A 14,407-nucleotide genomic window follows, 5' to 3' on the forward strand; every position below is an offset into this window, starting at 1 on the left:
GCGCATGGTTCGTTTCTTCATCGACCGGCCGATCTTCGCCTGGGTGATCGCCATTGCGGTCAGCCTGCTCGGCCTGCTTGCGATCCTGATCCTGCCGGTGGACCGCTATCCGCAGATCGCCCCGCCCACCATCACCATCCGCGCCACCTACACCGGCGCCTCGTCGCAGACCGTGGAAAACGCGGTCACCCAGGTCATCGAGCAGTCCCAGCAGAGCCTGGACCACCTGATGTACATGACCTCCACCAGCGCCTCCGACGGCTCGGCGCAGGTCAACCTGGTGTTCGCCACCGGTACCAACCCGGACACCGCGCAGGTGCAGGTGCAGAACCAGCTGCAGGCCGCCATGGCCACGCTGCCGCAGGCGGTGCAGCAGAACGGCCTGACCATCACCAAGTCCAGTGGTTCGATCTTCGAGGTGCTGTCGTTCACCAGCGAAGACGGCAGCATGGACAACTTCGATGTCGCCAACTTCATGGAAGCGCGCATCGACGACCAGATCAGCCGCGTCAGCGGTGTCGGCAACATCCAGCCGATCGGCCAGGAGTACGCCATGCGGATCTGGCTGGATCCGGAGAAGATGCGCCAGTACGCACTGATGCCGTCGGACATCGAGACCGCACTGCAGGCGCAGAACACCGACGTGTCGGCCGGTGAACTCGGCGGCCAGCCGGCGCTGAAGGGCCAGCAGCTCGACGCCACGGTGACCGCGCGCAGCCGCCTGCACACGCCCGAGCAGTTCGCGCAGGTGGTGCTGAAGGCCGATGCCAACGGCAGCGTGGTGCACCTGGGCGACGTGGCGACGATCGGCCTGGGGCCGGAGAGCTACGACAGCATCAGCACCTTCAACGGCAAGCCGTCGGCCTCGCTGGGCATTGAACTCAATGCCGGTGCGAACGCGATCGCCGTCTCCAGGGCCATCGATGCACGGCTTCAGCAGCTGCAGAAGTACTGGCCGCATGGCTACACCGCCCACGTGGCCTTCACCACCACGCCGTTCGTGACCATCTCGCTGAAGGAAGTGGTGATCACCCTGATCGAGGCGATCATCCTGGTGGTGCTGGTGATGTACCTGTTCCTGCAGAACTGGCGCGCCACCCTGATCCCGACCATCGCGGTGCCGGTGGTGCTGCTGGGCACGTTCGGCGTGCTGGCCGCGTTCGGCTATTCGATCAACACGCTGACCATGTTCGCACTGGTGCTGGCCATCGGCCTGCTGGTGGACGATGCCATCGTGGTGGTGGAGAACGTGGAACGGGTGATGACCTTCGAAGGGCTGGCGCCGAAGCCGGCCACACTCAAGGCGATGGGCCAGATCACCGGCGCGCTGGTCGGCATCGTGCTGGTGCTGACCGCGGTGTTCCTGCCGATGGCGTTCTTCAGCGGTGTCACCGGCGTGATCTACCGCCAGTTCTCGGTGACGATTGCTGCAGCGATGATCCTGTCGGTGCTGGTGGCGATGACCATCACCCCCGCGCTGTGCGGCAGCATCCTGCATCAGATCCCCAAGGGCGGCCACCCGCATGGAGACCACGGCGGCGAACCGAGCCTGCTGGGCAAGTTCTTCATCTGGTTCAATCACCGCTTCGAACGCACCTCCAACGGCCTGCGTCGTCGGGTGGATGGATTCCTCGGCCGGCGCACGCTGGGCGTGGTGTTCTACCTGGTGCTGAGCGTGGCCACCGGCCTGCTGCTATGGCACCTGCCGGGTGCATTCCTGCCTGATGAGGACCAGGGCATGCTCAACGCGCTGGTGAAGCTGCCGGCCGGTTCCACGCTGGAGCAGACGCGGGCGGTGATGGATCGCCTGAGTGCCGCCGCGGTGAAGGACGACAGCGTGCTGTCGATCCAGGCCACCGCCGGTTTCAGCGTGACCGGCAGCGGCCAGAACGTCGGTCAGGCCTTCATCCGCCTGAAGGATTGGGATGACCGCAAGGATGATGCCGATACCATCGCCGCGCGCTTGACTACAGCCATGGCCAGCGTGCCCGATGCATAGGTGTTCATCACCTCGCCACCGGCCATCCTCGGCCTGGGTGATGCGGGCGGATTCACCCTGGAACTGCAGGACGAAGGCGGTGCCGGCCATGCGGCCGCGGTGGCCGCGCGCAACACCCTGCTGAAGGAAGCTGCCAAGGATCCGAGGCTGGTCAACGTGCGCTATGCCAGCCTGGAAGATGCACCGGTGTATGCGGTGAAGGTGGACGACGCCAAGGCGCAGGCGATGGGCGTGAGCCCGCAGGACATCAATGACACCTTGAACGCGGCGCTGGGCGGCGACTTCGTCAACAACTTCATCTACAAGGGCCGCATCAAGAAGGTGTTCATCCAGGGCACTGCCGAAGCACGCATGCAGCCGCAGGACATCGAGCGCTGGAGCGTGCGCAACCAGGCCGGGCAGATGGTGCCGCTGTCGTCGCTGGTCAGCACCCACTGGACCAGCGCACCGGCCGCGCTGCAGCGCTACAACGGCATCTCGGCGATGGAAATCACCGGCCAACCAGCGCCGGGTGTCAGCTCCGGCGAGGCGATGGCCGAGATCGCGCGCCTGGCCGACACACTGCCGGAAGGCTTCAGCCACGCCTGGTCGGACATGGCCTACCAGGAACAGCTGTCGGGCAACCAGGCGCCGATGCTGTATGCCATCTCGCTGCTGTTCGTGTTCCTGTGCCTGGCCGCGCTGTATGAAAGCTGGGCGGTGCCGTTCGCGGTGATGCTGGCCGTGCCGGTAGGCGTGTTCGGTGCCGTGCTGATGATGAACCTGCGTGGCCTCAACAACGATGTGTACTTCCAGGTCGGCCTGTTGACCACGATTGGTCTGGCAGCGAAGAACGGCATCCTGATCGTCGAGTTCGCGCGCATCCTCGAACAGCAGGGCAAGAGCACCCGCGAAGCGATCCTGCAGGCCGTCTATCTGCGGCTGCGGCCGATCGTAATGACCTCGCTGGCGTTCCTGATGGGCGTACTGCCGCTGGTGTTCGCCACCGGCGCCGGTTCGGCTGCGCGCCGTTCGCTGGGTACCGGCGTGGCCGGTGGTACGGTTGCCTCGATGGTGCTGGGCATGTTCTTCGTGCCGTTGTTCTACCTGCTGGTGCGCCGCATGTTCCCGGGCCGCGCCGCAAGCCAAGCCACTGCCCCGGAGGCAAGCCCATGAAGCCGTTGCTGCTGCGCGCCCTGACGGCCGCGACGATGACCACCGTGCTCGGTGGCTGCGTGAGCATGGCGCCGCGTTACCAGCGGCCCGAGGCGCCGGTGCCGATGCAGTTCGGCAATGCAGCGACCGGCGAAGCTGATCCTGCGCTGGCGATGCCGGCATGGCGTGAGGTGTTCCTCGAACCGCGCCTGCAGCAGGTGATCGCGCTGGCCCTGCAGAACAACCGCGACCTGCGCGTGGCCGTGCTGCAGGTGGAGAAGGAGCGGGCGCAGTACCGCATCCAGCGTGCAGCGCTGCTGCCGTCGGTGGATGCCAGCGGCAGTGTCACCCGCTCGCGGGTCAGCGATGCCAACAGTGAGACCGGGGCCACCCAGGTGACCGAGTCCGATGCGGTGCAGGTGGGCATCAGCAGCTGGGAGCTGGACCTGTTCGGTCGCATCCGCAGCCTGAAGAACGAGGCCCTGCAGAACTGGCTGGCCAGTGCCGAGAACCAGCGCGCGGCGCGCACCAGCCTGGTCGCCGAAGTGGCGACGGCGTGGCTGGCGCTGGCCGCCGATGGGCAGTCGCTGGCATTCACGCAACAGACCCTGGACAGCCAGCAGCAGACCCTGCAGCGCACCGAGGCCCGCCATGCGCAGGGGGTGGCCTCGGGCCTGGACCTGTCGCAGGTGCAGACCAGCGTGGAAGCCGCGCGCGGCGCGCTCGCCAAGCTGCAGACGCAGCAGGCGCAGGATCGTGATGCACTGCAGCTGTTGGCGGGGGCGCCGCTGGATCCGGCCCTGCTGCCGACAACGCAGGTGCTGGAAGGCAGCGTCGCGCTGGCACCGCTGCCCGCCAACCTGCCCTCCAGCGTGTTGCTGCAGCGCCCGGACGTGCTGTCCGCTGAGCATGCGTTGCAGGCAGCCAACGCCGATATCGGTGCCGCGCGCGCTGCATTCTTCCCGACGCTGACGTTGACTGCCAACTACGGGCACAGCTCCACCGCGTTGTCGACGCTGTTCTCGGCCGGCACCCGTGGCTGGTCGTTCGTGCCCAGCATCACCGCGCCGATCTTCCATGCCGGCGCACTGAAGGCGTCGCTGGATGCCTCGAAGATCGGCAAGGACATCGGCATCGCGCAGTACGAGAAGGCGATCCAGCAGGCCTTCAGCGAAGTGGCCGATGCGCTGGCCACGCGTGATCACCTGGCCGCGCAGATCGATGCGCAACGCGCGTTGGTGGCCGCCAGCCAGCGCAGCTACACGCTGGCCGAGGCACGCTACCGCACCGGACTGGATGGCTATCTGCAGTCGTTGGACGCGCAGCGCAGCCTGTATGCCGCGCAGCAGGACCTGATCGCCCTGCAGCAGCAGGAAGCGGGCAACCGGGTGACGTTGTTCAAGGTGCTGGGCGGAGGCGCGGACGCACGGTAACGCGCCCGCCAATGTGGGTGTGTCTTCCGCTCCGGTAGGTGCCGACCTTGGTCGGCACAAATGCATGCAGCATCGCGATCTGCTGATTCGTGCCGACCAAGGTCGGCACCCACCAGAAGCAGGTGTGACTGCTTACGCCACGCGTCCGCGCCGCGCCCGCTCCAGGTGCACCAGCAGCAGCGAGATCGCCGCCGGGGTCATGCCCGGGATACGTTGCGCCTGGCCGATGGTCTGCGGGCGCACACGTTCCAGTTTCTGCAGTGCCTCAGCCGACAGCCCGCGCACGGTCGCATAGTCGAACGCCTCGGCGATCGGCGTGGCCTCATGCCGCTGCTGCCGCTCGATTTCCTCGCGCTGGCGATCCAGGTAGCCGGCGTACTTCACCCCGATCTCCACCTGTTCGGCGACTTTGGCGTCGGCCACGGCCGGGCCCAGCGACGGCACCTGCATCAGCTGCGCGTAATCCAGCTCGGGGCGCTTGATCAGGTCCAGCACATTGGTTTCGCGGCTGACCGCCACGCCCAGCGTTTCCTGCACTTCGCGGCCCAGCGCATTGGCCGGGGTCGCCCACAGTGCACCCAATCGCACGCGCTCGGCGGCCACGGCAGCCTGCTTGGTCTCGAACGCGTTCCAGCGGCGGTCATCGACCAGGCCCATCTCGCGACCGGCCGGGGTCAGGCGCTGGTCGGCATTGTCCTCGCGCAGCTGCAGGCGGTATTCGGCGCGGCTGGTGAACATGCGGTACGGCTCGTTGGTGCCGTGGGTGATCAGGTCATCCACCAGCACGCCCAGGTACGCCTCATCGCGGCGCGGGCACCAGCCGTCCAGCCCGCGCACCTGGCGCGCGGCGTTGAGGCCGGCCAGCAGTCCCTGCGCGGCGGCTTCTTCATAACCGGTGGTGCCGTTGATCTGGCCAGCGAAGAACAGGCCGTTGACCAGCTTGGTTTCCAGCGAAGCCTTCAGCCCGCGCGGGTCGAAGAAGTCGTACTCGATCGCATAGCCGGGGCGGGTGATATGCGCGTTTTCGAAGCCGCGGATGCTGCGCACCATCTCCAGCTGCACGTCGAAGGGCAGCGAGGTGGAAATGCCGTTGGGGTAGATCTCGACGATGCCCAGGCCTTCGGGTTCGACGAAGATCTGGTGGCTGGCCTTTTCGGCGAAGCGCACCACCTTGTCCTCGATGGACGGGCAGTAGCGCGGGCCGATGCCCTCGATCTGGCCGCTGTACAGCGGCGAGCGATGCAGCGCGTCGCGGATGATCTGGTGGGTCTGCTCGGTGGTGTGGGTGATCCAGCAGCTGACCTGCTGCGGATGCTCGTCCACCGAGCCGAGGAAGGACATCACCGGACGCGGCGTGTCGCCGGGCTGCTCGTCCATCGCGCTGTAATCCAGCGAACGGCCATCGATGCGCGGCGGCGTGCCGGTCTTCAAGCGGTCCACCTGGAACGGACGCTCGCGCAGGCGCGCGGCCAGCGTGGTGGCCGGCGGGTCGCCCATGCGGCCGGCGGCGTACTGGGTCGGGCCGACGTGGATCTTGCCGGCCAGGAAGGTGCCGGCGGTCAGCACCACGGCTTCGGCGTCGAAGCGCAGGCCGGTCTGGGTGATGACCCCGCGCACGGCGTCGCCTTCGATGACCAGGTCATCGACGGCGGCCTGGAACACGGTCAGGTTGGCCTGGCCTTCGACGATGGCGCGGATCGCCATGCGGTACAGGTTGCGGTCGGCCTGGCAGCGGGTCGCGCGCACGGCCGGGCCCTTGGAGGCGTTGAGCGTGCGCCACTGGATGCCGGCGCGGTCGGCGGCATGCGCCATCGCACCGCCCAGGGCGTCGATTTCCTTGACCAGATGGCCCTTGCCGATGCCGCCGATGGCCGGGTTGCAACTCATCGCGCCCACGGTTTCGATGTTGTGGGTCAGCAGCAGGGTGCGCACGCCGGTGCGGGCTGCGGCCAGCGCGGCTTCGGTGCCTGCGTGGCCACCGCCGATGACGATGACGTCGTAACGATGGAAGGACGGGTTCATGGGAGGCTGTTCAGCTGGGGGCGGGCGCGGCCGGGGGGCGGCGCCGGGGTGGCGATTTTAGCGCCATTCGGGGCCAGGACGCCGGCGCCGGCCAGTTGGCGTCGAAATCAACCCTAAAGTTGGCAGGATTTTTGCAGATAACCCAATAGCACCCATCGTGGCTGGCGCCGTAGGCGCCCGTGACCGGAATTGGAACAGGGGCCGGTACAGGTGCACGATGGGGGAGCAGAGGGCCGGCAGTCGGGGGACTGTCCGGCCCTGTTTTTTGGGGCGCCGGGAAAGGCCCCATCCACGCATGGCGTGGATCTACTGAAGCAGGGGCCTCGCCGGTCGGCGTCCCGCCAAAACAAACGGCCCCGCATTGCGGGTCCGTCTGCCTTCAGAGGTGCCGACATCCGACAGGGCCGGAACAGGGGGGATCCAGATGTTCCTGTCGGATATCGACGTAGAGCTTTCTGCGGCGGCCCGTGTCGTTTTTGTCACTTTGTGACGCGGGCCGTCACTGTCCGCGTAGATTGCGGCTTAGACCGTGTGAAATGCAAGACGGTTCAGCGCTCAACTGTGCGCTGCGTCGCACGATCCATGTTGCGCCAGGGGGAACCGTTCATCCTCGGCGCACTCGGTGCCGGGGCCGGGCGGGCCTGCGGTGCGGGCGCCGGCGGCTGCATGTTCGACTGCGGCGGGCGACGCATCGAATCCATGTTCCGCCACGGGGAACCGCCGTTGTACGACGGCCTCGGCGGCGGCGGACGGTTCTCGCCACCGTTGCCGGGCGGGCGCGGCGGCGGGCGGTGGTTGTGCGGCGGGCGGTAGATCGGGCGCGAGTAGTACGGGTTGCCATAGCCGCCGTAATAGCCGCCATAGCCACCGTAGTACGGGTAGCCGTAGTTGTAGGGATAGCCGGCCGGGTAGCGGTACTCCACCGACGGCGCGCCGTGGTAGTAGCCGCCACCGCGGCCACCGCCTACATAGTCGTAGGTGGTGCAGCCAGTCAGGCCCAGCAACAGGCCACCGGCAAGCAACAGGCGCATTTTCATGGTGGGTCCCCCCAGAGGACGGGTGTGCAGTCAGCTTCGTGCGCGGGCATTGAATCGGCCCTTAATCCGGCTGGCCAGGATGAATGGAGGCGTAGGCCCGCATGCTGGCATGACCTGTGCCCCGGTCGCCAGCGCAGGGGCATACGTTAATCTTGCGTCATGAGCGATTCACTGTTGCCCCGCGCCGATGACGTCCTGCTTGCTGCTGCGAGGATCGCCCCGCATGCCAGCGTGACCCCGGTGCTGCGCTCGCGCACGCTCGATGCGATGACCGGCGCACAGCTGGCGTTCAAGGCCGAGCACCTGCAGCGCGGTGGCGCATTCAAGTTCCGTGGTGCCTGCAATGCGGTGTGGTCGCTCGATGCCGATCGTGCCAGTACCGGCGTGGTGACCCATTCCTCCGGCAACCACGGTGCCGCGCTGGCCCTGGCCGCACGCACCCGGGGCATCCCCTGCCATGTGGTGGTGCCGGAAGGGGCGGTGGCCGCCAAGCTGGCCAACATCGCCCGCCACGGCGCCACGCTCTGGCGCTGCCCGCCGACCATCGCCGACCGCGAGGCCACCTGTGCCAGGGTGCAGGCCGATACGGGCGCGACCCTGGTCCATCCGTACGCGGACCCGGCGGTGATGGCCGGTCAGGGCACTGCGGCCCTGGAACTGCTGCACAGCGACGGCCCGTTCGATGCGCTGTTGGTGCCGGTAGGCGGCGGTGGCCTGGCCAGCGGTACCGCGCTCGCCCTGCAGCACGCCAGTCCGCAGACCCGGCTGATTCTGGCCGAGCCGGCCGGTGCCGATGACACCGCGCGCTCGCTGGCCACCGGCGAGCGCCAGGGCGCGTTCACCCCGGACACCATCTGCGATGGCCTGCGTACCCTGATCGGCGCGCCCAATTTCGACTTGCTGCGCGCCGCCGGTGCCGAGGTCATCGTGGTCGATGACGCCGCAACGCTGGCGGCGATGCGCCTGCTGTGGGACGTACTCAAGCAGGTAGTGGAACCCTCATCGGCCACCGTGCTGGCTGCGGTGCTGGCGCAGCCACAGCGCTTCGCCGGCCTGCGCGTGGGCCTGGTGTTGTCTGGCGGCAACGTCGACCTGCCAGCGCTGCGCTGGGGGGCTGCGTGAGCCGCGGGCGGCACCGCGAACGCACCGGCCTGCTGGGCTGGTTGTGGCGGCTGTTCGTGCTGCTGGTGATCTGGCTGCTGGGCGTGACCGCCTGGATCGTCTGGGTGGGGGAACGTGACCAGGCCGCCAAGGCCGACGCCATCATCGTGCTGGGTGCCGCCGCCTATGACGCCAAGCCGTCACCCGTGTTTGAAGAACGCATCCGCCATGGGCTGGACCTGTATGAAGCGCGCTATGCGCCGCTGCTGATCTTCACCGGTGGCTATGGCGGTACCGGTGCCCGCTTCTCCGAATCGCAGGTCGCGCGGCGCTATGCGCTCAAGCACGGCGTGCCGGACGACGCGATCCTGATCGAGACCGCCTCGCGCAATACCGTGCAGAACCTGGTGGAAGCCAAGCGGCTGATGGACCAGCGCAGCCTGCACCGGGTGATCATTGTCAGCGACCCGCTGCACATGGCGCGCGCGCTGCGCCTGAGCAAGGCGCTGGGCATCGATGCGCTGGCCTCGTCCACGCCCAGCACGCGTTTCCGCAGCTTCCATACCAGCTGGCGCTTCCTGGTGCAGGAAATCTATTTCTTCCACCGCGACCTGGTGCGCCCGCCGTTGAGTTCGCCGGCCAACACCTGAGCAGCTGCCGCTACGATCGCCCGGGTTGTCGTGCTGGCCCATACCTGCCTTTGGTAGGTGCCGACCTTGGTCGGCACGATGCTGGCGGCACCGCGATCTGATGGATTGTGCCAACCAAGGTTGGCACCTACCAAAAGCAGACCCGCGATCGTTCGATCAGGTCTGCTTGCGACGGATCGGAATCGCCGACACCGGCACCGCGGCCACGTCATGCCCGCCCTCGCGGATCGGCGCGCCCGGGTCCGGTGCCCAGGCGTGGGCGTAGATCACTTCCCAGCTGCTGGGCAGCTTGCCGTCGGCGCGGCGCATCGGTTCGTACGCCGCCGCCGCCGCCGCGAAACGTCCGCGCCCGGTCAGGGTATGACGGCGGTCTACCCGTGCATTGGTCGCGCCCATCGCGCGCAGCTCGCGCATCAGCGAGGGCAGGTCGTCGTAGGTCAGGGTGAACAGATCGCGGTCCAGCACCGGGTCGCGGAAGCCAGCCATCATCAGTGCATCGCCGAACTGCGCGATCTGCGCGAAGCGGCTCACGTGCGGGCGGTCGTCGGCGGCGGCGAAGGCTTCATTGAGTTCCACCAGGGTTTCCGGGCCGAAGGTCGAGCACAGCAGCAGGCCACCCGGCTTGAGCACGCGGCGGAACCCGGCGAACACCGCCGGCAGGTCGTCCACCCACTGCAGGCACAGGTTGCTGAAGATCACGTCGACGCTGTTGTCGGCCAGCGGCAGCGCAGCGGCGTCACCGCACAGGCGCTGGAACGGCTTCCACCAGCCGGCCTGGCGCTTGGCCTGGTCCAGCATCGGCAAGGCCACGTCCAGCGCGATCACCTGTGCCTTCGGCCAGCGCTTCTTCATCAGCGCACTGGCGTGGCCGGTGCCGGAACCAATGTCCAGCACCACCTCGGGCTTGCGTGCCTCCAGGTAGTCCAGCGATTCGATCAGCCGCGACTGCACCTCGCGCTGCAGGGCGGCAGCAGCGTCGTAACTGGTGGCGGCACGCGCGAACGCGCGGCGGACATGGCGGGCATCGAAGTGGGACGGCATTGCGAAAGTCTCTTAGAACGTACCGGGGTAGGCGCCGCCGTCGATCAGCAGGTTCTGCCCGGTGAGGTAACCGGCCTGTGCACTGCACAGGAAGGCGCAGGCGGCGCCGAATTCGTCCGGCGTGCCGAAGCGGCCGGCGGGAATCTGCTGGCGCCGGCGTTCAGCCACGTCGCCGGCGTCGCCGTCCTTGCCCGCACTGTGGGCGAAGTTGGCGCGCAGGCGATCGGTGTCGAACTGGCCGGGAAGCAGGTTGTTGATCGTGACGTTGTGGGCCACGGTGCGGCGCGACAGGCCGGCGACGAAGCCGGTCAGGCCACTGCGCGCGCCGTTGGACAGTGCCAGGATGTCGATCGGTGCCTTCACCGCCGACGAGGTGATGTTGACGATGCGGCCGAAGCCGCGCTCGATCATCGCGTCGACGGTGGCGCGGATCAGCGCGATCGGCGCCAGCATGTTGGCGTCCAGCGCGGCAATCCAGTCGTCGCGCTCGAAATTGCGGAAATCACCGGGCGGCGGGCCACCGGCGTTGTTGACCAGGATGTCCACCTGCGGGCAGGCAGCCAGTACCGCCTTGCGGCCGGCCTCGGTGGTGATGTCGGCGACGACGGTGCGTACCTCACCGGCACCGGGCAGTGCACGCAGTTCGTCGGCAGCGATCTGCAGTGCAGCCTCGCCACGAGCCACGATCACTACGTTCACGCCCTCGCGCACCAGTGCACGCGCGCAGCCCAGGCCCAACCCCTTGCTTGCGCCGCAGACCAGTGCCCAGCGACCAGTGATACCCAGATCCATGCGTCAGTCCTGCGGAATTCGGTAGGCGCTCATTGTCCGCCATCGGCCGGTGACAGGCCGGCAACGAAGTGTTGCAGGGCGGCCGCCACCTCCTCGGCATGGCCGAGGAAGGGTGCATGGCCGCCGTGGGCGATGGTCAGCGCCTGCGCGCCCGGGGCCAGCGCCGCAGCGGCCTGCATGGCGACCGGTGACACCAGGCGGTCGCGCTGGCCGGCGATCCACAGGCTGGGCTTCCCCAGCGCTGGCAGGGCGCCGCGCAGGTCGGTGCTTTCGAGCAGGCGCAGGCCTTCCAGCAGGGCGCGTTCAGTGGGGGCGCCGCGCTCGACCAGGCGCTGGCGCAGCGTGCGCAGCTCCTCGCGGGCGTGCGCCGAGCCCATCACGTCCAGTGCCAGGAAGCGCTCCAGGGTGCCGCCGAAATCGTTGGCCAGCTCGCGCCCGAACTGCTCGAACACCGCCGGTTCCACCGCGTGCGGCCAATCCTCGCCACGCACGAAGCGCGGCGTGGCGGCGATCATTGCCAGGCCGCGTACCTTCGGCAGCGTTGCCGCCGCGTGCAATGCGAACAGGCCGCCCAGCGACCAGCCGCACCACACCGCCAGCGGCGTGGCCGCGGCAATGGCACTGACCACGAACGGCAGGCGCAGCGACGTGGTGTCCTCGCGGCTGTGCCCGTGGCCGGGCAGGTCGACAAGATGCAGGGTGAACTGGTCCGCAAGCCGCTGTACCAGCGGCGCGAACACGCCGCCCTGCAGGGCCCAACCGTGGATCAACACCAGGTCCGGCCCACGGCCGGTGACTTCAATATGCATGGGCAACTACACGGAACTCAGGCAAAAGCGGGCAGCGGCGGTGGGGCGGCTTCGCGTACGGCCAGGTCGACGCGATCGCGCGCGTTGGCGATGGCCTCGACCAGACCCCGCACCTGTTCCGGTGCATGCAGTGCGGACAGCGTGACGCGCAGGCGCGCCTTGCCTTCCGGCACCGTCGGCGGGCGGATCGCGCCGACCAGCCAGCCGGCCTGTTCCAGCGCCTTGGACATCGCCATGGCGCTGTGGTCATCGCCGCACAGCAGCGGCTGGATCGGCGTTTCCGAGGCCATCAGGTCCAGCCCGTGGCGGCGTGCTTCGCTGCGGAACAGCGCGATCAGGTCGGCCAGCTTGGAGCGGCGCCAGTTGTCCCTGCGCGCCAGACGCACCGCTTCGAGTGCAGCGGCGGCCATCGCCGGTGGCACGGCGGTGGTGTAGATGTACGGGCGCGCGGTTTCGGCCAGATGCTCGATCAGGTCGTCGCGGCCCAGCACCAGTGCACCGGAACCACCCAGCGCCTTGCCCAGTGTGACCAGCTGCAGCGGCACATCGTCCACGCCCAGTCCTGCGGCGGCCACGGCACCACGGCCATCACCGACCACGCCTACACCGTGCGCATCATCCACATAGAACAGCGCCTGCTGCAGGCGTGCCACAAGCGACAATGCACGCAGCGGTGCGATGTCGCCATCCATGCTGAAGACACCATCGGTGGCCAGCATTGCCGCGCCATCGGGCGCGTGCTTGAGCTGACGCATCGCGCCTTCCGCATCCAGATGCGGATAACGACGCAGACGTGCACCGGCCAACCGGGTGGCATCGAGCAGGCTGGCGTGGTTGAGCTTGTCCTGTACGCAGACATCGTTCTCTTCACTCAGCAGTGCCTGCTGCACCGCCAGATTGGCGGCGAAGCCACTGCCGAACAGCAATGCACGCGGGTAACCCAGCCACTCGGCCACCTCGCGTTCGAGTGCGTCGTGCATCGCGTGGTGGCCGCAGACCAGGTGCGAGGCACCAGCGCCAGCGCCTTCGCGTGCGGCGGCGTCCTGCAGCGCGTTGACCACGCTGAACTGCTGGGCAAGGCCCAGGTAGTCGTTGCTGCAGAAGCCGGTCAGCCATTGGCCGTCCACTTCCAGGCGCACGCCATCACGACGGGTGACCGTGCGTCGCGGGCGGCGACGGCCTTGGGCATCGCGCAGAGCGCGCTGGGCGTGGAGGCGGGCGGTCAGGTCGGGGCGGGCCATGGTGGCTGAATGCGTCGACGGGGCGGCTAGGGTAGCGCGTTGCCGCTGCGCCTGCTTGCGGCCCGTCTCAGGCCGCGTGAGCGCAGCCGCAGCCGGGCGTATCGGCGCTGATATCGGCGTGCACGGTGCCGCCGTGGTCGTGGCCTTCGGCATCCACCTGTACTGCCATTGGCTGCAGACCCAGCCGCGCGAACAGGGCCAGGTCGCGTTCGCTTTCCGGGTTGCCGGTGGTCAGCAGCTTGTCGCCGTAGAAGATCGAATTGGCACCGGCCAGGAAGCACAGCGCCTGCAGTTCGTCGCTCATCGCCTCGCGGCCGGCCGACAGCCGCACCATCGAGCGCGGCATGGCGATGCGGGCCACCGCGATCATGCGCACGAACTCGAACGGGTCCAGTTCGGCGCTGCCATGCAGCGGCGTGCCCGCCACCTGCACCAGCTTGTTGATCGGCACCGAATCGGGGTGTGCCGGCAACGTGGCCAGCGCCAGCAGCAGGCCAACGCGCTGCGCGCGCGTCTCGCCCATGCCGACAATACCGCCGCAGCAGGTCTTCAGGCCGGCATCGCGCACATGCTCCAGCGTGTCCAGGCGGTCCTGGTACTGGCGCGTGTGGATGATCGAATCGTAGTAATCCGGCGCGGTGTCGAGGTTGTGGTTGTAGTAGTCCAGACCCGCATCCTTCAGCGCACGCGCCTGCTCGCCGCTGAGCATGCCCAGCGTGGCGCAGGTCTCCAGCCCCAGTGCCTTCACCCCGGCGATCATCGCCGCCACCTTCGGGATGTCGCGGTCCTTCGGCGAACGCCACGCCGCGCCCATGCAGAAGCGCGATGCGCCGGCGGCCTTGGCCTGGCGTGCCTTGGCCAGCACCGCATCGGTCTCCATCAGCTTCTGCGCGTTCACCCCGGTGCTGTAGCGCTGCGCCTGCGGGCAGTACGCGCAGTCTTCCGGGCAGCCACCGGTCTTCACCGACAGCAGCGTGGACACCTGCACCTGCGCTGGGTCGAAGTGCTCGCGATGGACCGCGGCGGCGCGGAACAGCAGCTCGGGGAACGGCAGATCGAACAGCGCCTGCAGTTCGTCGTGTTGCCAGTCGTGGCGGATGGCAGCAGCCATGGCGGGACCTTGGGTACGAATGGAGCGAGGGCGGCAG

At 68.1% G+C, this 14,407-nt stretch carries 10 protein-coding genes and 1 pseudogene; 4 read left to right on the top strand and 7 right to left on the bottom strand.

The features are described 5' to 3' along the window. Positions 1 to 4 precede the first annotated feature (4 nt). Together smeB and smeC are read left to right on the top strand one after the other, a co-directional pair. Positions 5 to 3,154, top strand: a pseudogene (gene smeB / locus AC5P57_RS11960) (multidrug efflux RND transporter permease subunit SmeB). Continuing rightward, entirely contained in the window at positions 3,151 to 4,566 is a 1,416-nt protein-coding gene (gene smeC, locus AC5P57_RS11965) for a multidrug efflux transporter outer membrane subunit SmeC (protein ID WP_262235489.1), read from the top strand. The pseudogene smeB and the gene smeC overlap by 4 nt, the downstream one beginning before the upstream one ends. A gap of 132 nt (positions 4,567 to 4,698) precedes the next feature. Here the strand turns inward: smeC and mnmG are convergent, their stop codons facing one another. Together mnmG and AC5P57_RS11975 are read right to left on the bottom strand one after the other, a co-directional pair. Further along, on the bottom strand, positions 4,699 to 6,588 hold the full coding sequence (gene mnmG, locus AC5P57_RS11970) for a tRNA uridine-5-carboxymethylaminomethyl(34) synthesis enzyme MnmG (RefSeq protein WP_099551689.1): 1,890 nt from the start codon (positions 6,586 to 6,588) through the stop codon (positions 4,699 to 4,701). Positions 6,589 to 7,136: 548 nt separating this feature from the next. Then, complete coding sequence (locus AC5P57_RS11975; RefSeq protein ID WP_024958802.1) at positions 7,137 to 7,625, bottom strand: hypothetical protein; 489 nt, start codon at positions 7,623 to 7,625, stop codon at positions 7,137 to 7,139. A 159-nt stretch (positions 7,626 to 7,784) separates the two neighbouring features. On the opposite strand from AC5P57_RS11975, the gene AC5P57_RS11980 reads away from it, so the two are divergent. Next, the gene (locus tag AC5P57_RS11980) at positions 7,785 to 8,747 is read left to right on the top strand and encodes a pyridoxal-phosphate dependent enzyme (RefSeq protein WP_099555224.1); all 963 of its coding nucleotides are present in this window, start codon (positions 7,785 to 7,787) and stop codon (positions 8,745 to 8,747) included. After that, the gene (locus AC5P57_RS11985; RefSeq protein WP_099555222.1) at positions 8,744 to 9,376 is read left to right on the top strand and encodes a YdcF family protein; all 633 of its coding nucleotides are present in this window, start codon (positions 8,744 to 8,746) and stop codon (positions 9,374 to 9,376) included. The genes AC5P57_RS11980 and AC5P57_RS11985 overlap by 4 nt, the downstream gene beginning before the upstream one ends. Before the next feature lie 156 nt (positions 9,377 to 9,532). Here the strand turns inward: AC5P57_RS11985 and bioC are convergent, their stop codons facing one another. The 5 genes from bioC to bioB form a co-directional block, all read right to left on the bottom strand. After that, a complete protein-coding gene (gene bioC / locus AC5P57_RS11990) occupies positions 9,533 to 10,417 on the bottom strand; it encodes a malonyl-ACP O-methyltransferase BioC (RefSeq protein ID WP_099555220.1) in 885 nt (294 codons plus the stop codon). A 12-nt stretch (positions 10,418 to 10,429) separates the two neighbouring features. Then, complete coding sequence (locus AC5P57_RS11995; RefSeq protein WP_142806976.1) at positions 10,430 to 11,209, bottom strand: SDR family oxidoreductase; 780 nt, start codon at positions 11,207 to 11,209, stop codon at positions 10,430 to 10,432. 29 nt (positions 11,210 to 11,238) lie between these two features. After that, positions 11,239 to 12,018 (bottom strand): pimeloyl-ACP methyl ester esterase BioH, encoded by a 780-nt coding sequence (gene bioH / locus AC5P57_RS12000; RefSeq protein WP_262235488.1) that lies wholly within the window; start codon positions 12,016 to 12,018, stop codon positions 11,239 to 11,241. Between the two features lie 17 nt (positions 12,019 to 12,035). Beyond that, complete coding sequence (bioF, locus tag AC5P57_RS12005; RefSeq protein ID WP_099555214.1) at positions 12,036 to 13,259, bottom strand: 8-amino-7-oxononanoate synthase; 1,224 nt, start codon at positions 13,257 to 13,259, stop codon at positions 12,036 to 12,038. Positions 13,260 to 13,326: 67 nt separating this feature from the next. After that, positions 13,327 to 14,370, bottom strand: coding sequence for a biotin synthase BioB (bioB, locus tag AC5P57_RS12010; protein WP_005411515.1), 1,044 nt, complete (start codon positions 14,368 to 14,370; stop codon positions 13,327 to 13,329). Positions 14,371 to 14,407 lie beyond the last annotated feature (37 nt).

It is taken from the genome of Stenotrophomonas sp. YJH_SMC_79, assembly GCF_059367995.1.